At 65.6% G+C, this 20,297-nt stretch carries 17 protein-coding genes; 8 read left to right on the top strand and 9 right to left on the bottom strand.

The features are described 5' to 3' along the window. Positions 1 to 112: 112 nt before the first annotated feature. On the bottom strand, positions 113 to 1,318 hold the full coding sequence (gene zigA / locus QMZ05_RS01095; RefSeq protein ID WP_353699087.1) for a zinc metallochaperone GTPase ZigA: 1,206 nt from the start codon (positions 1,316 to 1,318) through the stop codon (positions 113 to 115). A gap of 259 nt (positions 1,319 to 1,577) precedes the next feature. Between zigA and QMZ05_RS01100 the strand changes: the two genes are divergently transcribed. Continuing rightward, positions 1,578 to 2,243 (top strand): DUF2278 family protein, encoded by a 666-nt coding sequence (locus QMZ05_RS01100; protein WP_353699088.1) that lies wholly within the window; start codon positions 1,578 to 1,580, stop codon positions 2,241 to 2,243. Between the two features lie 231 nt (positions 2,244 to 2,474). On the opposite strand, the gene htpG is transcribed toward QMZ05_RS01100, so the two are convergent. From htpG to QMZ05_RS01115, 3 genes are all read right to left on the bottom strand, one after another. Next, the gene (gene htpG / locus QMZ05_RS01105; protein ID WP_353699089.1) at positions 2,475 to 4,346 is read right to left on the bottom strand and encodes a molecular chaperone HtpG; all 1,872 of its coding nucleotides are present in this window, start codon (positions 4,344 to 4,346) and stop codon (positions 2,475 to 2,477) included. An 86-nt stretch (positions 4,347 to 4,432) separates the two neighbouring features. After that, positions 4,433 to 5,239, bottom strand: a complete 807-nt coding sequence (locus QMZ05_RS01110) for an MBL fold metallo-hydrolase (RefSeq protein WP_353699090.1) — start codon at positions 5,237 to 5,239, stop codon at positions 4,433 to 4,435. A 60-nt stretch (positions 5,240 to 5,299) separates the two neighbouring features. Beyond that, on the bottom strand, positions 5,300 to 6,280 hold the full coding sequence (locus QMZ05_RS01115; RefSeq protein ID WP_353699091.1) for a helix-turn-helix domain-containing protein: 981 nt from the start codon (positions 6,278 to 6,280) through the stop codon (positions 5,300 to 5,302). A 69-nt stretch (positions 6,281 to 6,349) separates the two neighbouring features. Here QMZ05_RS01115 and QMZ05_RS01120 point away from each other — a divergent pair, with 69 nt between their 5' ends. Then, positions 6,350 to 7,027 carry a sigma factor-like helix-turn-helix DNA-binding protein gene (locus QMZ05_RS01120; RefSeq protein WP_353699092.1) on the top strand — a complete coding sequence of 226 codons (678 nt, stop codon included), beginning with the start codon at positions 6,350 to 6,352 and terminating at the stop codon, positions 7,025 to 7,027. Between the two features lie 27 nt (positions 7,028 to 7,054). On the opposite strand, the gene QMZ05_RS01125 is transcribed toward QMZ05_RS01120, so the two are convergent. The 3 genes from QMZ05_RS01125 to QMZ05_RS01135 all read right to left on the bottom strand — a co-directional run bounded on the left by QMZ05_RS01125 (position 7,055) and on the right by QMZ05_RS01135 (position 10,638). Next, on the bottom strand, positions 7,055 to 8,002 hold the full coding sequence (locus QMZ05_RS01125; protein WP_353699093.1) for an ABC transporter substrate-binding protein: 948 nt from the start codon (positions 8,000 to 8,002) through the stop codon (positions 7,055 to 7,057). Between the two features lie 70 nt (positions 8,003 to 8,072). After that, complete coding sequence (locus QMZ05_RS01130) at positions 8,073 to 9,110, bottom strand: ribose ABC transporter permease (RefSeq protein ID WP_353699094.1); 1,038 nt, start codon at positions 9,108 to 9,110, stop codon at positions 8,073 to 8,075. Then, positions 9,103 to 10,638 carry a sugar ABC transporter ATP-binding protein gene (locus tag QMZ05_RS01135; RefSeq protein ID WP_353699095.1) on the bottom strand — a complete coding sequence of 512 codons (1,536 nt, stop codon included), beginning with the start codon at positions 10,636 to 10,638 and terminating at the stop codon, positions 9,103 to 9,105. Before QMZ05_RS01135 ends, QMZ05_RS01130 begins: the two co-directional genes overlap by 8 nt. On the opposite strand from QMZ05_RS01135, the gene QMZ05_RS01140 reads away from it, so the two are divergent. Next, complete coding sequence (locus QMZ05_RS01140) at positions 10,586 to 11,506, top strand: glutathione binding-like protein (RefSeq protein WP_353699096.1); 921 nt, start codon at positions 10,586 to 10,588, stop codon at positions 11,504 to 11,506. The two genes, QMZ05_RS01135 and QMZ05_RS01140, sit on opposite strands and share 53 nt — an antisense overlap. Before the next feature lie 38 nt (positions 11,507 to 11,544). Here the strand turns inward: QMZ05_RS01140 and xylB are convergent, their stop codons facing one another. Continuing rightward, complete coding sequence (gene xylB, locus QMZ05_RS01145) at positions 11,545 to 12,990, bottom strand: xylulokinase (protein WP_353699097.1); 1,446 nt, start codon at positions 12,988 to 12,990, stop codon at positions 11,545 to 11,547. 217 nt (positions 12,991 to 13,207) lie between these two features. Beyond that, complete coding sequence (locus QMZ05_RS01150) at positions 13,208 to 14,308, bottom strand: asparaginase (protein WP_353699098.1); 1,101 nt, start codon at positions 14,306 to 14,308, stop codon at positions 13,208 to 13,210. Positions 14,309 to 14,531: 223 nt separating this feature from the next. Here QMZ05_RS01150 and QMZ05_RS01155 point away from each other — a divergent pair, with 223 nt between their 5' ends. The 5 genes from QMZ05_RS01155 (at position 14,532) to QMZ05_RS01175 (ending at position 20,286) form a co-directional block, all read left to right on the top strand. Next, on the top strand, positions 14,532 to 15,692 hold the full coding sequence (locus tag QMZ05_RS01155) for an acyl-CoA dehydrogenase family protein (RefSeq protein WP_353699099.1): 1,161 nt from the start codon (positions 14,532 to 14,534) through the stop codon (positions 15,690 to 15,692). 89 nt (positions 15,693 to 15,781) lie between these two features. After that, positions 15,782 to 16,393, top strand: coding sequence for a TetR/AcrR family transcriptional regulator (locus tag QMZ05_RS01160; RefSeq protein ID WP_353699100.1), 612 nt, complete (start codon positions 15,782 to 15,784; stop codon positions 16,391 to 16,393). A 293-nt stretch (positions 16,394 to 16,686) separates the two neighbouring features. Beyond that, entirely contained in the window at positions 16,687 to 17,856 is a 1,170-nt protein-coding gene (gene opgC, locus QMZ05_RS01165) for an OpgC domain-containing protein (protein ID WP_353699101.1), read from the top strand. 42 nt (positions 17,857 to 17,898) lie between these two features. Next, on the top strand, positions 17,899 to 18,609 hold the full coding sequence (locus QMZ05_RS01170) for an alanyl-tRNA editing protein (protein WP_353699102.1): 711 nt from the start codon (positions 17,899 to 17,901) through the stop codon (positions 18,607 to 18,609). Positions 18,610 to 18,774: 165 nt separating this feature from the next. Further along, positions 18,775 to 20,286, top strand: a complete 1,512-nt coding sequence (locus QMZ05_RS01175) for an ATP-binding protein (RefSeq protein ID WP_353699103.1) — start codon at positions 18,775 to 18,777, stop codon at positions 20,284 to 20,286. Positions 20,287 to 20,297 lie beyond the last annotated feature (11 nt).

Below are 20,297 nucleotides of genomic sequence, written 5' to 3' on the forward strand. Positions count from 1 at the left end.
TACAGAAGCAAGTGCCCGGCGAGTGGATGACGCGAAAAGGGATTGACTAACCAAGGCCCGTTACAGAAGCCCGGATGCAGCGAAGCGAAATCCGGGCTACCGCCCTGCTGCCTCACGCCGCCTCGCCCGCCCGTCGCCACGGCGGAAACGGATCGCGCAGCGCTGCCCACGCCTTCGGGTCCATGCCGGGCTTGCCGGTGACCAGGCAGGCATCGAGCCGGCGGCGAATGTCGTCCTCGTTCATGCCGGAGCCGATGAACACCAACTCCTGGCGGCGATCGCCATAGAGGTCATTCCAGCTTCGCTGCATCATCAGCTGCCAATCGGGATGATCCGGCCAGCGCTCGCGCGGGATCGCGGCCCACCATGAGCCGAGGCCTTCGGTGCGGACGATCGCGCCGGCCTGGCTCAGCTCGCCGCACCAGTCCGGCCGCGTCGCGATCCAGAAATGGCCCTTGGCGCGGATCACCCCCTGCCAACTCTCGCGCAGGAAGCCATGAAACCGCATTGGATCGAACGGGCGCCGTGCGCGAAAGACGAAGCTCGTGATGCCGTACTCCTCGGTCTCCGGCACATGCTCGGCAAAACCGTAGAGCTCCTTGTGCCACAGCGGATGCTGCTGCGCGCGCTCATGGTCGAAGCGGCCGGTGTCGAGCACGCGGTCGAAGGGCACCCTTGCGAAATCGGCATCGATGATGTCGGCATCCGGATTGAGCGCGCGCACGATGGTGCGGGCCGCCTCGCGCTGCGCGGGGGTTGCAGCACCGATCTTGTTCAGCACGACGACGTCGGCGAACTCGATCTGCTCGACCAGGAGGTCGACCAGCGTGCGCTTGTCGCCGTCGAGCGCCTCGCCGCGCGCGCTGAGGAAATCGGTCGAGGCATAGTCCTTCAACAGATTGGCGGCATCGACCACCGTGACCATGGTGTCGAGCCGCGCGACGTCGGACAGGCTCGCGCCATCTTGATCGCGAAACTCGAAGGTCGCGGCGACCGGCAGCGGCTCGGAAATCCCTGTCGATTCGATCAGCAGATAATCGAACCGTCCGCTCTCGGCGAGCGCGCGCACCTCTTTCAACAGATCGTCGCGCAGGGTGCAGCAGATGCAGCCATTACTCATCTCGACCAGTTTTTCGTCAGTCCGGGACAGGTTCGCACCGCCACCGCGAACGAGGTCGGCGTCGATGTTCACCTCGCTCATGTCGTTCACAATCACCGCAACCTTCAGGCCGTGGCGGTTGTTCAGGACGTAGTTCAGCAAAGTGGTCTTTCCAGCCCCGAGGAAGCCGGACAAGATGGTGACGGGGAGTTTCTGCATCGAGATCAAACAGTTGCTGGAGGGATGGGCGGCGGCGGGACATGAGCATTCGCTAGAATGTAATGTTATAACATAACATCAGTAGCCGAGAGCTTTGTCAAGATGGGAGCTGCTTTCACCCGAGATGGCGGCTTCCCGCACGCGCGCGCCGCTACCGTCACGAAAAGGCGCCGCACAATTGTGGGCCGCTTCACGCGCGCGTCTCATCTCAGGTTGTAGGTTGGGAAAAATGCCCGCTTGAACCGGAAAGGATCGCGCCGTGCCCCTCGCCTACGGATTCGTCAAGACCAAGGTGACCTCCGAGCCCAAGCTGAAGCCGTCGCACCACGGGCACGAGACGCAATATCATCTGCACTGCAATCTCGACGTCGACGGCGAGCAATGGGACGTTGCCATCAATGTCGGCACCAATGACGCAGACGATTTGCTGAAATACAAGCTGGTGTTCGACTTCCGCCATCCGATCATCCAGACACTTGCGGCCGCAAGCGCCGGCTCGCAGGATCTGACCGGGCAGAAGAAATTGCCGGCGCTCGATTTCCTGCGCAGCAACCTGCTCGACAATACCGGCAAATGGCGCGACAGCGACGTGATGGACGGCTCCGACGACACCGAGCCGGCGGCGACGCTGAAGCGGCTGCTGTCGCGCGCGCTTCAGGAGAGCCGCGACGTCTACATCTTCGGCCGCTTCTACGCGCAGGGCGACGGCCTGCACGACGTCCATCTCAACCAGGGCTCGAGCAAGGGCTTCATCCATCGCCCGGGCGATGATTCCAACGACCACAACGACATCTGGCAGGACGGCGCGGTCATGGTCGATCTCGGCGAGCCGGAATGGGCGGCCTATGTCTCGGCCTTCACCCAGCAGCTGGTGCCGACCGACGATCTCGGCAATCCGCAGCCGGACGCGACCACGATCGGCTGAGCCGCCGCGCGCGGATGGAGCGAAGCGAAATCCGGGGCATCTGCTGGCAACTGGCAATGCTCTTAGTCCCGTCATGCTGAGGAGGCCGCGTAGCGGCCGTCTCGAAGCAGGACGGCCCCGCTGCAACAGCGCGGCCGTACATCCTTCGAGACGCGCGGAGCCTGTCATCGGGCCGCGCTTCGCGCGGACCCGTTGGCGCTCCTCAGTATGACGGGTTGAGAGAGCTACACGCTAGGCCTTCCCCAAGCCGCGCAGCACGAGCTGGTTCATGCGGCTGGCGAAGGCGGCGGGGTCGGCGGGCATCTCGCCGTCGAGGATCTGCGCCTGCTCGAACAGCAGGAGCGAAAGATCCCTGGCCTGCGCCCCGTCGGTCGCGAGCGCTGCGACCAGCGGGTGGCGGAGATTGATCTCGAGGATCGGTTTGGTGATCTCGCCACGGTTCTGCTGGGCGAGCAGCCGCTCCAGCGCGCGATCGCGCGCATCGCCGCCGGCGACCAGGCATGACGCGCTCGAGGTCAGCCGCTGCGAGGCACGGACGTCGGAGACACGCTCGCCCAGCGCATCCTTGATCATCGCGATCGTGGTCGCGGCATCGGCGGCGGGCTCGTCCTTCTTGTCGTCGGCCTTGTCGTCGGCCAGCGGGATCAGGCCGAAATCGACATCGCCCTGGCTCAGCGACTTCAGCGGCTTGCCGCCGAAGTCGATCGGCGCCGAGGTCCAGAATGCATCGACGGGATCGGTGAGCAGCAGCACCTCGATGCCGCGGGCGCGCGCCGATTCCAGCTTCGGGTTCGACTTCAGCCGCTCGACGCTGTCGCCGACCAGGTAATAGATCTCGGTCTGGTTCGGCTTGAAGTCGTCGACAACCTGCTTCAGCGAGCGGTTCTCGCCCGACGTCGTGGTGAAACGCGCCAGCGCCAGCAGCTTCTCGCGGCGCTCGAAATCCTCCCACAGGCCTTCCTTGATGACAGGGCCGAACGCGTCCCAGATCTTCGCGAAGGTCTCCGGCTCCTTCTCGCCCAGCGTCTCGAGCTCGCTCACGACGCGGCTGGTGACGGCTTTACGGATCTGCGCGAGCTGCGGATTGTTCTGCAGCATCTCGCGCGAGATGTTGAGCGGCAGGTCCTCGCTGTCGATCACGCCGCGGATGAAGCGCAGATACGCCGGCAACAGCTCGGCATCGTCGGCGATGAAGACGCGGCGGACATAGAGCTTGACCTTGCCCTTGCGCTCGACCTGGAACAGGTCGAACGGCTTTTGCGACGGCGCGAACAGCAGCACGGCATAGGACTGCCGGCCCTCGGCGCGGTAATGCAGCGTCATCGCCGGTTCGTCGAAGGCGCCCGCGATCTGCTTGTAGGCCTGCGCATAGTCTTCCGGCTTGAGCTCGGATTTCGAGCGCTGCCACAGCGCGCTCGCCGAGTTGATCTGGCGCGGCTCGCCCTCCTCCGGCACCAGCAGGATCGGAAACTGGATGTTGTCGGAATATTCGCGGACGATGCGCTCGATCTCGTAAGCCTCGAGATATTTGGCGGCGTCCTTTTTCAGATGCAGCACGATCTCGGTGCCGCGCGCGACGCGCTGAGCCGCCTCCTCGCTCGCCGGTGCGATCTCGAAGCCGCTGCCGCCCTCCGACGTCCAGACCCATACCTCGTCACTGCCGGCGCGGCGGCTGGTGACGATGATTTTGTCGGCGACCATGAAGGCGGCGTAGAAGCCGACGCCGAACTGGCCGATCAGATTGGCGCCGTCCTTGGCCTCGGTCAGCTTCGACAGGAACGATTTGGTGCCGGAGCGCGCGATGGTGCCGAGATTGTCGATCAGTTCCTGCCGCTCCATGCCGATGCCGGTATCGATCACGGACAGCGTGTCGGCCGCCTTGTTCGGCACGATCCTGATTTCAGGCGGCGTGCCGTCGGTGATCAGGGCGGGATTGGCGATTGCCTCGTAGCGCAGCTTGTCGCAGGCATCCGACGCGTTCGAGATCAATTCGCGCAGGAAAATATCGGTCTCGGAATAGACCGAATGCACCATCAGGTGCAGCAATTCGGCAACCTCGGCCTGGAACGGCTGGGATTCGGCGGCGGCAGCAGTTGTGGTCATGCGGAAAACTCGGACAAACCTGAAGTGGCGGGAAAGCCCTGATATAGCGCGATCGCGCCGGCTGGCAAGCCAAGCGTGGGGAACCGTCAGTCCGAGATCGCGGCGATATAACGCTCGACCGAACGGTCGAACGCCGCCTTGGCGTCGGAGGCGATGTTCTTGCCCCACCAGGCGCCGTAGATCCGATCATACGCCAGCGGCGCGACCGCGCGCGCGACGCGGCGGACCGCTGTGGCATTGAGCGGGATATAGTTCGGATAGGAGTACATGAAGCTGACCGAGCGGCGATCCATCGCGACCATCGCGATGTCGCCGGTCAGGAGCGCACCGCGCCCGTCAGCGCCCTTGCCCCAGTGCAGCATGGTGGCGCCGGCGAAATGTCCGCCGCCGCGCACCAGCAGGATGTCGTCGGAGATGCGATGGCTGTCGCCCTGCCACGGCACGATCGACCGATAGGGCCGCGTCACCCATTGCGCGTCATCGCCGTGCAGATAGACCGGTGCGTCGTCGAATGCCGCGCTCCAGTCGGCAACCGCGCCATAGTAATGCGGATGCGAGATCGCGATCGCCTTCAGTCCGCCGAGCGATCTGACATGCGCGATCGCCTCGGCGGTCGCCAGCGGCACGCAGTCCCACATCACGCAGCCGCCGCGATCCGGCACCAGCAGCGCGCGCTGCCCGATCGCAAACGACGGCTCGAGCGCCAATCCGACGAGGCCGAGGTCGTCGCGCCAGACCAGCTTGTGCCGCTGCGCGAGCTCCTCGCGGGTCAGCCACGCCTGCCCGTTCCAGTTCACGTATTGCCGCTCGTCCTCGCAGATCGGGCAGCACGGCGGCGGCGCCGCGGTGTCGGGAAATTGAGCGCCGCATTGTTCACAGGACCAGAGAGCCATTTGGATCGCACGCGTTGGGGTGAAGCCAGGTCTCTGCTCTACGTCAGCAGCGGAAGACGTTCAATGCCGGCGCCCCAGTTCCATCTGCATCTCCGCCGGAGCCACGCCGAACTTTCTGCGGAATGAGCGGTGGAAATAGGACAGGTCGTTGAAGCCGACCGTGTAGGCGATGTCGCTGACCTTGCGGCCGGCGCCCTGTTCGTGCAGCAAGAGCCGGCGCGCCAGCAGCAGGCGCTGCTCGAGCACGAATTCCGAGAAGGTGGTCCCTTCCGACGCGAACAGCCGTTGCGCCTGCCGCGTGCTGAGCGCGTTCGCCTTCGCTACGGCCTCGATCGTGAGCTTGCCATTGTCGAGATTCTTCAGGACATCGGCCTTCATCAGATCGAACCGCGCCTTTGCCACGCCATCGCGTGCCGCCAGTTCCTTCTGCTCGGCGCTGCTGCCGAGCACGAGACCGACGAGATCTGCGAGATGATGCGCCGCCGCCTGCCGGCCCGACATGTCGAGATCGCCGGCGAGCTCGGTGCACAGCGCGGAATAGCGCTCGATCATCGCACTCATGGCAGGATCGCGCCCGAGCGGGCGCGCCAATTGCGTTTCCGCTGATGGCGCGACCTGGAGCAGCAGGCGCCGCGGAAACCGCGTCGTTGTAAAACTGCCGGACTGGGTGAGGTCGGCAGTGCCGACGATGTTCATCTCGGTGAGGCACATCTGGCCGCGCGCGATCTCGATCGCCTTGCTTGCTTGTGTGACCTGCACCGTGCCGCGGGTCGCGAAGATCAGCACCAGGTCGTCGCAGCCATCGTCCAGAAGCGCGCGGGTCCGCGCAAAGCGGGCCGAGCCGCCGCGCGGCGTCGCGATGGCAACCGTATGCAGCAGCGTGAACTCGTTGTGGCAATCGATGCGGTTGTCGTCGGTCGGACCGACGTCGAGCCGGCAGAAGCCGCGGCAAATGCCCTCGCGCCACGCCTCATAGGCCGGCCCCTTCGCCAGCCCGTGATGGAAGATCGAGAACCGGTTGGGCACCTGTGTCTCGGACATGATCCGTGCTCCGAACGCCCGATCGATCACGACGCAGACGCGATCGATCGCTTGCTGCCCGGCGTTGGCATGTCGTTCCTGTCCCTACGCTTGGCGCGACGGTCCACGACTCCGGCAGGGAGCCTGATACCACTCCGCCGATTGACGGTAAAGCTATTCACGAGATGCAACCCTATGATGCGAAGCGCGAAAGCCGGGAATAAAACGGCGCAGCAGTTTCGTGACGCCGCCCTGCCCTGGCTCGACGATGCCTATGCGTTCGCCCAAGTCCTGATGCGGACCGAGGCGGATGCCGAACAGGCCGTGCAGGAGTGCTACCAGCGCGCACTGCGCCTGTTCGACGGCCTTCGCGGTCCGGCCGTCAGGCCGTGGCTGCTCGCGATCCTCAAAACCGTCTGCCACGAAAGACTTGGCGAAGCGCTCGGCCGGCGCGGCTCACCGGCGGACAATTCCGGCAACAAGGAGAAGTTCGGCCGGCGTGCCATGCCGACAATGCGGCAACTCGTCGATAACCTGCCCGCGCCGCTCGGCGAGGTCATCGCCCTGCGCGAAGTGATCGATCTCACCTACAAGGAGATCGCGGAGGTCACCGGCGTTCCCGTCACCACCGTGATGTCACGGATCGCGGAGGCCCGCGGCCTGCTGCTCGCGGCGCGGCGAGCAGCGCAAGCGTCCCCTGAACCAGCGGCGGCGAGGCCCGCGGGCGGTGCGTCAAAACTGACGATATATCGCGCCAATGCCTGTTGAGCCGCCGCTGCGCCCGCGCCGTGTGCGCTATTGCGAACGGTTCGACGTCCAGCCCTTGTAGTCGGCGATGTTGTCGCGCGTCACGAGTTTTGACGGCAACAGCTCGACGGTCGAGGCAGGCTTCTGGCCGTTGAGCAGGCCGACCCCGATCTGCACCGCGCGACGCGCCATGAAGAATGGGTCCTGCGAGGATGACGCCTGGATTTGCGGCGAACCGGGATCCTTGAGTGCGGCCTCGATATCGGGCGCGCCGTCGACCGCGGTGATGACAATGCCGCTGCGGTTCTGCTGGCGCGCAGCGAGATCGGTGCCGATCGCCTGCGGGTCGTTGATGGCGAAGATGGCATCGATCTTGGCGAAGCGGGTCAGATAGCCCTGCGCCACGGTGAGGCCGCCTTCGCGCGAACCCTTGCCGTCCTGGTCGCTGGACAGCACCTTGATCCCTGGATTCTTGCCGAGCACGTTCTTGCAGCCGGTCACGCGGTCGATCACCGCGGAGACCTGCGGTCCGTTCTCGATGATCACGTCGCCTTTGCCGCCGAGCTTGTCGACGATGTATTGGCAGGAAATCTCACCGGCCTGGACGTTGTTGGTGGTCACCGTGGCATCGGCGCCTTCGGCCGCCGTATCGACGGCGACGACGATGATGCCGGCGGCCTGCGCCTTCTTGATCGCCGGCCCGACGGCCTTGGGATCGCCCGGGTTGAGCAGGATCAGATCGACGCCGGCGGCGATGAAATTGTCAATCTGGGTGACCTGCTTGCCGAGGTCGTATTCAAAGCCGACAGTCGTGATCTTGACGTTGGGGTTGGATTTCTTCGCCTCGAACTCGGCTCCCTTCGACAGGGCAACGAAGAACGGGTTGCCGAGTGAGCCCAGCGAGATGCCGATCGCCTTCAGTTCCTTGGCCGAGGACGGGGCGGAACTCAGAACGAGCGCGATAGCGGCACCGGCAAGCGAGATCGACTTCAACATTGGCTTCCTCCCTGGTCTGCTTGAAGCTCCGCCACGTCGACCAGTGATCGCGACGGACTGTCGTTGTGGCTCAGGTGCGCGCCGAGCCCTGCAGCCGGTAGCGGTCGAGCGCCACCGCCCCGATGATCACGAGGCCCTTGATCACATATTGCCAGACGTCCGACACGCCGGTGAGGATCAGGCCGTTCGACAGCACGGCGATGATCAGGGCGCCGACCAGCGTACCCCAGATCGAGCCGATGCCGCCGACAAAGGAGGTGCCACCGAGGATCACGGCGGTGATCGCATCGAGCTCGTAGGACTGGCCGAGCTGAAGGCCATTGGCCGCGTAGAGCCGCGCCGCCTGCATCGCGCCGCCGAGACCGGCGAGTAAGCCCGACACGGCATAGACGAAGATCAGCACGGCCCAGACCTTGATGCCGGCGAGCCGCGCCGCGCTCTCATTGCCGCCGACCGCGTAGATATGCACGCCGAGCACGGTCCGCCGCAGCACCAGCCAGGCGGCAACGATCACGAGCAGCGCGATCACCCAGAGCCAGGGGATCGACAGCACCCCGGGAATGAGCGTCAGTGACCCGTTGCCGATGAAGGCATAGGGAATCTCCGAATTGAACACCGTGGTGTCGGCACCCAGCAGCCGCGCCACGCCGCGCACGGCGGTGAGCGACCCCAGCGTCACGATGAAGGGCGGCAGACGCAGCAATGCAATGAAGCCGCCATTGAGGATGCCGAAGCCGGCACCCGTGAGCACCGCGGCCGGCAACCACAACGCGCCGAGGTCGGGAAATTTGGAGATGATCAGCCCCGCCATCGCCGAGGCCGCCAGGATGGAGCCGACCGAAAGATCGATGCCGCCGGTGAGGATGACGAAGGTCATGCCCGCCGCCAGCACGGTGTTGACGGCGGCCTGCTGCACCACGATGCCGAGATTCTGCGCAGTGAAGAAGCGGCCGTCCGACAGCAGATGAAAGCCGATGCACAGCAGCAGCAGCACCGGCAGCATGCCGGCCGAGCGGATCAAGAGCCGCGTGCGCTGGCGCCTCGTCTCTTGTGCGGCGACGAGGCCGGGCGCGGCGGCGACCTTGGCGGAAGCACCGTCATCAGGCATCGAGCTGCTCCATTCCGGTTGCGAGCGCCATGATCTGCTCCTGGTCGAGCGGCGCCGCCGCCGTTCGCTTGATCTCGCCGACGATCGATCCGGCGCGCATCACGATGACGCGGTCGCAGATGCCGATGATCTCGGGCAGGTCGGACGAGATCACCAGCACCGCCGTGCCCGCCTTCGCGAGATTGTCGATGATCGAATAGATCTCGGACTTGGCGCCGACATCGACGCCGCGCGTCGGCTCGTCGAGGATCAGCACCTTGGGCGTGGTCGCAAGCAGGCGCGACAGCAGCACCTTTTGCTGGTTGCCGCCGGAGAGGCTACCTGCCGCAACGCGAATGTCGGCGGCACGGATGCCCAATGCCGCGAATGCCTTCCGTGCCCGGTCGCGCGCCTTGTCGCGGTCGAGGATGCCGCCAGGCCGCGCGTCGCGGCCCAGCACCGCGAGATTGATGTTGTCGAGGCAGGACATGTCGAGGAACAGGCCGAGCGCCTTCCTGTCCTCGGTGAGGTAAGCGATGCCCGCCTCCAGCGCTTCACCCGGCGTGCTTATGTCGACGGAGTGTCCTTCGATCTCGACATGGCCGGCGGTTTTTGCCGCAGCACCGATGATCAGATGCGCCAGCTCGGTGCGGCCGGCGCCGACCAGCCCGGCGAGGCCGACGACCTCGCCGGCATGCACGGCCAGCGAGCAACCCTTGACGCGCCGTCCGTCGGCGATGTCGACGGCTGCGAGCCTGGGCGCACCACGCAGCGCGTCGGCATCATTGCTGGGATCGTGCTCCTTCTTGTAGAAGGACGAGACGTCGCGTCCCACCATCAGACGGACGATGGTGTCGGCGCGGATCTCGGGCTTGTCGAGCGAGCCGACCAGCGTGCCGTCACGCAGCACCGTGACGCGGTCGCCGAGCGCGTAGACCTCGTCCATGCGATGCGAGATGTAGATGATGGCAAGGCCTTCGGCGCGGAGCCGGCGGATCAGGCCGAACAGCCGCTCGCTCTCGCCCGCCGACAGCGCGGTGGTCGGCTCGTCCATGATCAGGATCTTCGAGCGGGCGTGCAGCGCACGGGCGATCTCGACCAGCTGGCGCTGGCCCATCGACAGACTTGCGACCAACGTCGACGGCGTGAAGTCGGCGCCGAGCCGTTCGAGGATCGGGCCGACACCGGCCTCCATCGCCTCCCTCGCCAGCATCCCGAAGCGCGAGACTTCGCGGCCGAGATAGATGTTCTGTGCGACGCTGAGATTGGGGGCGAGCGACAGCTCCTGATAGATGATCGAGATACCCGCCGCGCGGCCGGCGTGCGGGCCGTTGAAATGCACGGGCTTGCCTTCGATGCGGATCTCGCCGCCCGGATCCGGCCGGTAGGCGCCGGACAGGATCTTCATCAGCGTCGATTTGCCAGCGCCGTTCTCGCCCATCAGCGCGTGGATTTCGCCGGGATAGACCGTGAGGTCGACGCCGCGCAATGCCTTGATGCTGAAGAAGGACTTGGAGACCCGGCGCATCTCGAGGATCGGGTCGATCATCTTGCCTCCCCCCACCGCGCCGACCGCGTTGCGTCGCACCCGCAAGTTGCTTTCGGTTCCTCGCGCGCGTCGGTGCATTAAACAAAAGGCCGCAGCGCAGGGCAATAGGTTCAGGCGATATGCGTTCCGGGAACCGGAGCGGCAAGGCAAAGCGAATTTTCGTGATTGCGTCCCGGCCGAACGTTCGCCCATTCTCCTTGCCGGCGCGCAGCTCCCCCGACGCGCCGGCGCCGGAGGCAGGAGAGATGGTGGCATGAAGCTGTACTACGCGCCGGGCACGATCTCGCTGATGGCCCATGTCGCTCTGCTCGAGAGCGGTCTGTTCTTTGTCGGCGTCAAAGTCGATGAAGCAAGCAAGGTGATGGCGGATGGCGGAGATTATCGAACCATAAACCCGCTGGGATACATACCGGCTTTGGCGCTCGATGATGGCAGCGTCCTGCTCGAGGCAGCCGCGATCGTCCAATATATCGCGGACCGCGACCCAACCGGAAGGCTCGCGCCATCGCACGGAACCGTCGAGCGGGCGAGGTTGCAGGCCTGGCTGAACTTCCTCTCCAGTGAGTTGCACAAGGGAGGTCTCGGCCCGTTGTTTTACACCGCGCTGGACGAACGGGCGAAGGACGTTTTCCGCCAGCGGCTGAGGGCGCGCTTCGCCTTTCTCGACCAGCACCTCGCTACGCGCGCCTATCTGTTGGGCGAGAGCTACTCCATTGCCGACGTCGGCCTCTATGCGATGACGGGCTGGACGCCACGCGTCGGCTTCGATATCGGCGCCTACCCGAACCTCGCGGCGCATTACGCCCGGATCGCCAATCGCGACGCCGTGCGTGAAGGTCACCGGATCGAGGGACCTGTTCCGGCATAGCCTCCGGGCGGTGGATTTCAAGGACGCGCTGACCTTCGTCAGCGCCGTGGCCGGTACAAGCTGCGCCATTTCGGCAGCCGCTCGGCATAGGCTTCCGCGAGCCCGCGGTCGGGTTCGAACGTCTCGACCCTCTGCGGCGCCGTGCAGACGGCCTCGACCGGCTCGCCGCTCACCGCGAGGCGCCCGAGCCGCGCGGCGCCGAACGCGGCCCCGGTTTCGCCATCGGCAAAGCGATGCACCGGGATGTCGAGCACATTGGCCAGCACTGAAAGCCAGAACCGCGAACGCGAGCCGCCGCCGATCGCATCCACCGCGGCGATCGCCATTCCGCTATCGGCGAGCACGTCGCGGCAATCCGCCAGCGCGAACGCGACGCCTTCGAGCACGGCCTGCACGATCGCGTCGCGATCGGTGCCGTGGCTGAGACCATCGAGTATGCCGCGCACATCGGGATCGTCGTGCGGCGTCCGTTCACCGGACAGATAGGGCAGAAAGCTGACAGGCGACGGCGCCTTCGGGTGCATCCCGAGCGGCGCCAGCAATTCGGCCTCGGGAGTCCGCAACAGCCGCGCGAGCCAGGCAAGGCAGGACGCCGCCGAGAGGATCGCGCCGGCCTGGATCCACATCCCCGGAACGGCATGACAGAAGGTGTGCACGGCGCGCGCCGGGTTGGCGGCGATCGCACGGGTCGGCACCAGCAACGCGCCGGAAGTTCCGAGCGAGACGAAGGCAGCGTCGCTCCCGATCGCGCCGATGCCGACCGCGCCCGCCGGATTGTCGCCGGCGCCGCCTGCGATCATCGGCCGCTTGCGCATGCCCCAGCGCTGCGCGAGTGCGCTCGATAGCAGCGCCGCAGGTGCGCAGCCCTCGACGAGTCGCGGCATCTGGCGGCGCGACAGGCCGGTCGCGTCGAGCGCGGCGTCGGACCAGTCCCGCCGCGCCGCATCAAGCCACAACGTTCCCGAGGCGTCCGAGATGTCCTCGATCGCTTCGCCCGTCAGCACCAGGCGCAGATAGGCTTTCGGCAACAAGACAAGCCTGGTGGCCGCGAAAATCTCTGGCTCGTGCCTGGCGACCCACAGCAGCTTGGGCGCCGTGAAGCCCGGCATCGCCTTGTTGCCCGTCGTCGCCCGCAAGGCCGGCCAGCGCTGCTCCAGCTCGCCGCATTCCACAGACGAGCGCCCGTCGTTCCAGAGAATGCAAGGCCGCAGCGGCTTCCAATCGGCATCGAGCAGCGTTGCGCCGTGCATCTGGCCGGACAGGCCGATGCCCTCGACAGCAGCCAATTCGGCCGGATGATCCGCCTTCAGCGCGTCCAACGTCGCGAAGGTGGCGTCGATCCATTGCGCCGGGTCCTGCTCGCTATGGCCCGGACGTGGCGAGGCCACCGTCAGCGGCTGGCTGCGACTCGCCACCACGCGCTGGGCTTCGTCGACGAGAACGGTCTTGACCGCCGAGGTGCCGAGATCGATCCCGAGATACATGATGCCTCGCGTCTATGCGATATGAGGTCAGATTGAAGCGATCCCGCAGCGAACTCGCTGCACCTCTCCCGCTTGCGGGAGAGGTCGGATTGCATCGCAGATGCAATCCGGGTGGGGGCTCTCTCCACGTTGTGACTCGCGGAGAGAGCCCCCACCCCAACCCTCCCCCGGTTGCGGGAGAGGGAGCCCAATAAATGTGCTCACTTCACATCGCCGATCAAGGCCGCGCAAACGCCTGCTGCACCGCGCTGGGGTCGGTGATGCCATTGGCGATCAGGAGTTCAAGCAGGACGCGCGCCTTCTGCGGATTGAGGTCGAGCGCGACCGCAAAGCCGAGCTTGTCGTCCTCGACCTCGACGTTCCGGTTGACATAGCCCGAGCCGACCCGGCTCGAGCGCACCACCACGACACCCTGCTTCGCCGCCGCCGCCAGCGCATCGATCGCGCCTTTCGATGAGTTGCCGTCGCCGACGCCGGCCAGCACGATGCCCTTCGCGCCGCGCTTGACCGCATCCTCGACTTCAGCGGCATCCATGTTGGCGTGCGAATAGATGATGTCGACCCGCGGCAGGGGCGGCGCATCCGGCAGCTTCAGTTTCGCCGTCTTGATCGCGACGGCCGGTTGCACGAAGCGCAGCGAGCCGGTGTCGACATAGCCGACCGGCCCGGCATCGGGCGAGCGGAATGTCTGGACGCTGGTGGTATTGGTCTTCTGCACCCAACGCGCGCCATGGATGGTGTCGTTGAGCACAACCAGCACACCGCGGCCGCGGGATTCAGGCGCCGAGGCGACCCGCATCGCCTCGTAGAGATTGGCCGGGCCGTCGGCGCCGATCGCGGTCGACGGCCGCATCGATCCGACCAGCACGATTGGCACATCGGTATCCAGCACGCTTTGCAGGAAGAACGCGGTCTCCTCCATCGTGTCGGTGCCATGGGTGATGACGACGCCGTCGACCTCCTTGTTGTCGATGGCGGCGCGGATGCGCTTGACGAGGTCGAACCAGACCTTGTCGTTCATGTCCTGCGAGCCGATCGACGAAATCTGCTCGGCCGAGATCTCGGCGAGCTTGTCGATGCCCGGAATGGCCGCGATCAGATTTGCGGCACTGACCTTGCCGGAATCATAGGCATTGCCGGCGCGTGCATTGGCTTGCCCTGCGATCGTGCCGCCGGTGCCGAGCACCAGCACCTTGGCCAGCGTGGTGCCGGATGCCTGTTGGGCTGATACCGGCGAGGCGAGCCCGATCATAAGGGCTGCGGCGAGCCCGAGGATCAGGCGTGCTGAACGGGTCGATCGAAACGAGTGCAGCGTCATTTCTTCCCCCAGTGACAAACCATCTACTCACAACTGGTGGTTTTGTCGCGCAAGAAATGGACAAACTTGCGGCGGAAACGCCGCTGGCAAGGTCTCCCTGCCGGTCTCGCGTGCGTCGCGTCATCCGACCCGCCGCCTTGTCCTTCGGCGCGTGCCCAAATTCTTGACATCGCCGGAATGGCGGCGCACATTTTTCGAATATTCTTCGAATTCTGGTGCACCCATGCACTTCGAGCTTCCCGACGATCTCCGCGTTCTGCAAGGCCGGATGCGCGAATTCGTGCGCAGCGAGCTGCAGCCCCACGATGCCGCGATCGAGGCGACCGGCATCGTGCCGGACAGCGCGATGGCTGGCCTGCGCCGGATGGGATTGTTCGGCACCAACACGCCGACACAGTTCGGCGGGCTCGGCCTCTCGATGCTCGGCAGCTGCATCGCGACCGAGGAGCTCGCGAAGGCGCATACCGCCTTCTATTATCTGAGCGGGGTGAACGTTCATATCGGATCGAAGGCGATCGAGTTCTTCGCGCAATCGGCGGTGCGCGACCGATGGCTGCCGGAGCTCGCCAGCGGACGTGTGATCGCCGCCTTCGCGCTGACCGAGCCGGACGCGGGATCGGATGCCGCCCGCATCCAGACCCGGGCACGGCGGGATGGCGATCATTACGTGCTCGACGGCCGCAAGACCTACATCACCAACGCACCGGTCGCCGGCGTCTTCACGGCGTTCGCCACGCTCGACCCGTCCAAGGGCGCGAAGGGCATTGCGGCCTTTGTCGTCGATGCGACAACGCCGGGCCTCTCGATCGGCCGCGTGGTCGAGATGGCTGCCGGGCGCGGTTCCGAACATGCCGAGGTGATGTTCGAGGGCTGCCGCGTTCCGCGCGAGAACCTGCTCGGCCAGGAAGGCGACGGATTCGCGATCGCGATGCGGTGCCTGGATGCCGGACGCACGCATTGGGGCGCGTATTGCGTCGGTGCGGCGAGCCAGCTTTTGGACTACGCGCTGGATCACGTCTCGGTGCGCGAGACGTTCGGACGCAGGCTGCGCGACCATCAGGGTATCGAATGGCAGATCGCCGACATGGCGAGCGCGCTGCATGTCGCCTATGAGGCGGCCTGGCGCTACGATCAGGGCGACGCCGCCGCGCGCACTGCGGCGGCCGCGCTCTCCAAATATACCGGCGCCGACATGGTGCAGCGCGTGGCCGACATGACCATGCAGTTGTTCGGTGGTGCCGGTTATTCCAGGGACCTGCCGATCGAGCGCATCTGGCGGGAAACCCGCGTGGTTCGCATTCTCGATGGCACATCGGAGATCATGCGACAGATCATCGCCCGCAACGCGTTCCGCAGCCATGAACGGCGGAACACGCCGATCTGAGCGGCAATCTTACGCTGTATCCCGTCGCAATAGCGCTTGTGTTCCGATCCCGCTGCCTTACTGTTTTTGCGATACGCGAGGAGACGACCGTGGCTTCGGGGACGCTCAAGCTCAAGCAACAACGCAGCCGCGACCGGCGCGAGCAGATCCTCTCGGCAGCGACCAAGCTGTTCGGCCAGCGGGGCATCGACGGCACCTCGCTCACCGACGTCGCTGCGGTGGCGAAAATACCGCTCTCCAGCATCTACGACTATTTCGAGGACAAGCGCGCGCTGGTGCTCGACGTGCCCGCGGGCAATTTCGAAGCGCTGTATCAGAAGACCGAGCCGCTGCTGGTGAAGGGCGGCGACCCGGTCGAGCAGCTTCGCATCATCTTCCTGACCAACTTCCAGTACATCAAGGACAACCCTAGCTGGGGCCGCGTGTTCTTCCTGGAGATATGGCCGAGCGTGCTGGCCGCCGAACCGCGGGTCAAGAAGGCGGTCGACAAATACGCGCTGCGCTACGTGCAGCTGATCAAGCAGGCGATCCGCGCCGGCACCTATCGCCGCAATCTCGATCCCTACACCGCGATGTCGCTGATGATGGGCGGAATGTGCCACCTCACCGCGGTCTGGCTGCTCTACGGCCGCAAATACGATCTGGTGAAGAAAGGCAGGACGTTGTTCACCACGCTGCACAACGGGTTCGTGCAGCATTAGCTGTAGGATGGGTGGAGCGAAGCGATACCCATCGAGTTGACGGGGCGAAATGATGGGTATCGCTGCGCTCCACCCATCCTACGCACCGGCTCGTAACGTCCGCCCTGCGCCCGGGGACATCCACGTCTTAACTTCGGCGGCCGGAACGATTTGATCCAAATGTATCGCGTTGGCCTTCTGTCGAGGCATTCCCTTCCGGAAAACCAATACACAGCCGTCGAAATCATGTTCTAGTATCACGCGGTGGGCGACCCGCGACCGGACGCGCGGGCACTTGGGACGGGAGCGAACCGATGGACGTCAAGGCTGTTCTGCCGCCGCGTGGCCGCGACTATCGGCTCGATCTGCTGCGCGGCTTCGCCAACTGGGCGATCTATCTCGATCACATCCCGAACAATGCGGTGAACTGGATCACGCAGAAGAATTTCGGCTTCAGCGACGCCGCCGATCTGTTCGTCTTCATCTCCGGCTACACGGCGTCCTTTGTCTATGCGCGGATGATGCTCGAGCGCGGCACCGTGATCGGCGCCACCCGCCTGATCAAGCGAGCCTGGCAGATCTATGTCGCGCACGTCCTGCTGTTCGTGATCTATATCGCCGAGATCGGCTATCTCTCCCAGCGCTATCACGATCCTAACCTGCAGAACGAATTCAACGTCGCCGGCTTCATGCACAACCCGGCGGAGACGCTCTATCAGGGCCTGATCCTGGCGTTCAAGCCGGTCAACATGGACGTGCTGCCGCTCTACATCGCGCTGATGCTGGTCTATCCGCTGGTGCTGTGGGCGATGCTGCGGAAGCTCAATCTGACGCTGCTGGCCTCGTTCCTGCTCTATCTCGCCGCACGCCAGTTCGGCTGGAACCTGCCGGCCTATCCGGGCGGCTCATGGTATTTCAATCCGTTCTGCTGGCAGTTCCTGTTCGTATTCGGCGGCTGGTTCGCGCTCGGCGGCGCCAGCGAATCGATCAATTTCATCCGCTCGCGCGCCTTCCTGTGGCTCGGCGGCGCCTATCTGCTGTTCGCGCTGGTCATGACACTGGCAGGCCGCTTCCCGGAGCTGGGCCAGGCGATGCCGGCCTGGCTCTATGACGCGTTCAATCCGAACGACAAGACCAACCTCGCGCCGTATCGCGTGCTGCACTTCGTCGTGCTCGCCTTCTTCGTCACGCGCTTCCTGCCGCGCGAATGGCCCGGATATGAATGGCCGGTGTTCCAGCCGATCATCAAATGCGGCCAGCAGTCGCTCGAGGTGTTCTGCACCGGCGTCTTCCTCGCGGTCATCGCGCACGTGGTGCTGGTCGAGGTCTCCGGCAGCCTCTGGATGCAGATCGTGGTGAGCTTTGTCGGCATCGTGCTGATGACGCTGCTCGCCTATTACCGCTCCTGGTCGAAGAAGGTCGACAAGGCGCCCAAGCCGCCGATGGCTGCGCAGGCGCCAATGGCCGCGAAGCCGGCCGAATAGAACCGGTCTCCACTTCTTTCGAAAACGCTCTAGGGTGACGCGATGTCCCGCGCCTTTACTCATGACCATCCCGACATCCTGCAACTCGAAGCCGACGTGCGCGACGCGCGGCCCGGCGCCATCCTGGTCGACCACACGCCGTTCTTTCCAGGCGGCGGCGGACAGCTCGCCGACCGCGGGATTCTGAGATGGTCCGGCGGCGAGCTGCCGGTGACCGGGCTCGCGCGCGATGAGCGCGGCCTCTGGCATTTGGTCCCGGGCGACAGCCTGATCTCCGGCAAGGTCATGCTCGAGGTCGAGCCGGCCTTTCGCGCGTTGATGTGCGAGCTGCACACGCTCGCCCATGTCGTCAACGCACTGGTCTATACGCGGTTCGGCGGCGCGCTTCTGACCGGGGCGCAACTCAATGCCGACGGCAGCTTCCGCGTCGACTTCGATCTGCCCGGCGCCGACAACGAAGCGCTGCGGGCGCTCGAGGCGCCGCTGAACGACATCATCCGGCAGGATCTTCCGGTGAGCGCCGCCTTCATGGCGCATACCGAGGCGCAAGCCATCCCCGGATTGTTCCGCAGCAAGGCCGTCGCGCCGCCGGTCGGGGACGACGGCCTGGTCCGGATCATCGAGATCCTCGGCCTCGACCGGCAGGCCTGCGGCGGCACCCATCTGGCCTCGACCGGGCAGTCCCGCCCCGCGCGTATCGTCAAGATCGACAACAAGGGCCGCCAGAACCGCAGAATCAAGGTCGCGGTCTGAACGGCTCCGGCAAGCCGACCACAGAAATCACGGTGCATTGCGCCGAGCAATCTTTACGCCATCCACGTCCCGGCCGTGCCTGGGGATGATGTTAAGCGGCTCGCTCGACGGGGCGCGATCGGCTTGTTAAGCCGCGTCTCCGCAAGGACGATTTGAGTCGGGGACATGACCGTAGCGATCGAGATGGGACAAACGACGGCCGGCGCTTCGGCGGCCATCGACCTCGAGGAGCTATTGGCCACGCGCCTGCTGGTGCAGGGCAATTCGGGTTCCGGCAAATCGCATCTGCTGCGGCGCCTTTTGGAGCAGAGCGCGCCCTGGGTGCAGCAGACCATCATCGACCCCGAAGGTGACTTCGTGACCCTGGCCGAGCGGTTCGGCCACCTCGTCATCGACGCCGAGGACCACACCGAGCGCAGTTTGCAGGTCGCCGGCGAACGCGTGCGCATTCATCGCGTCTCCACCGTGCTCAATCTCGAGGGGCTCGACGCCGAGAACCAGATGCGGCGCGCTGCGGCCTTCCTCGGCGGAATGTTCGAGGTCCCCCGCGACCACTGGTATCCGATGCTGGTGGTGGTGGACGAGGCGCAACTATTTGCACCGGCGGTCGCAGGCGAAGTGTCCGACGAGGCGCGCAAGCTGTCGCTCGGCGCGATGACCAATTTGATGTGTCGCGGCCGCAAGCGCGGGCTCGCCGGGATCATCGCGACCCAGCGGCTGGCGAAGCTCGCCAAGAACGTGGCCGCCGAGGCGTCCAACTTCCTGATGGGCCGCACCTTCCTCGATATCGACATGGCGCGCGCCGCCGACCTGCTCGGCATGGAGCGGCGGCAGGCGGAGGCCTTCCGCGACCTCGAACGCGGACAGTTCATGGCGCTGGGCCCTGCGCTCTCGCGCCGTCCGCTGGGCCTGCGCATCGGTCCAACCGACACGCAGCCGCGCAACGCGGCGCCGCGCTTGATGCCGCTGCCGGAAGCTGCACTCGAAGACGCACGCGCCATCATCCTCGCAGCCCCGCCGCCCGAGACGGCGGCCAGGCCGCCGCGCCGGGCGCCGGCACCCGACTTGCTCAGCCAGCTGATGGCCGCCAAGCCGACGGCACCTGAGATCGATCCCGAGACTGCGGAACCGCCGCCGAGCGCCGAGCAACTGGCCGAGCGGCGTGAGCGGCTGGATCGCATCCTGCGCGCCATTCTCGCCGAGCCCGACGCCGGCTTCCGCGCCATCGGCGTGCTCTATCAGGAGTTCGTGGTGCGCTGCCGGATCGAGGGACTCGGCGCCGTGGTACCGGAGCTGACCGACTTCCGCCGCATGCTGACGCGCGCCCGCGCCGGGCTCGGCACCGAGATCGCGGAAGACGATGCCTGGCAGGATGTGCAGCTGCGCGCTGCGATCCTGCCCGAGGATATGCAAGGCGTCTTCATGATGATCGCCCGCGCCGCGAAGGAAGGCTGGCCCTGCCCGAGCGATGCCGCGATCGCCCGCGCCTATGGCACGCACTCGCTGCGCCGCGCGCGGCATCTTCTGACCTATATCGAGGAGCAGGGCCTGATCGTCTGCCAGCTCGACGGCGCCGGCCGGCGCATCGTGACCCTGGTCGAGCTCGCCTGGGCGACAGCCGCAGCCGACCCGAATGCCGACGACGTGGCGACGGAGGCGGCCAGCTCGCCGCTATGATCGAACAGTGT

Source organism: Bradyrhizobium sp. INPA03-11B (genome assembly GCF_040446015.1).
GTDB lineage: Bacteria > Pseudomonadota > Alphaproteobacteria > Rhizobiales > Xanthobacteraceae > Bradyrhizobium > Bradyrhizobium macuxiense_A.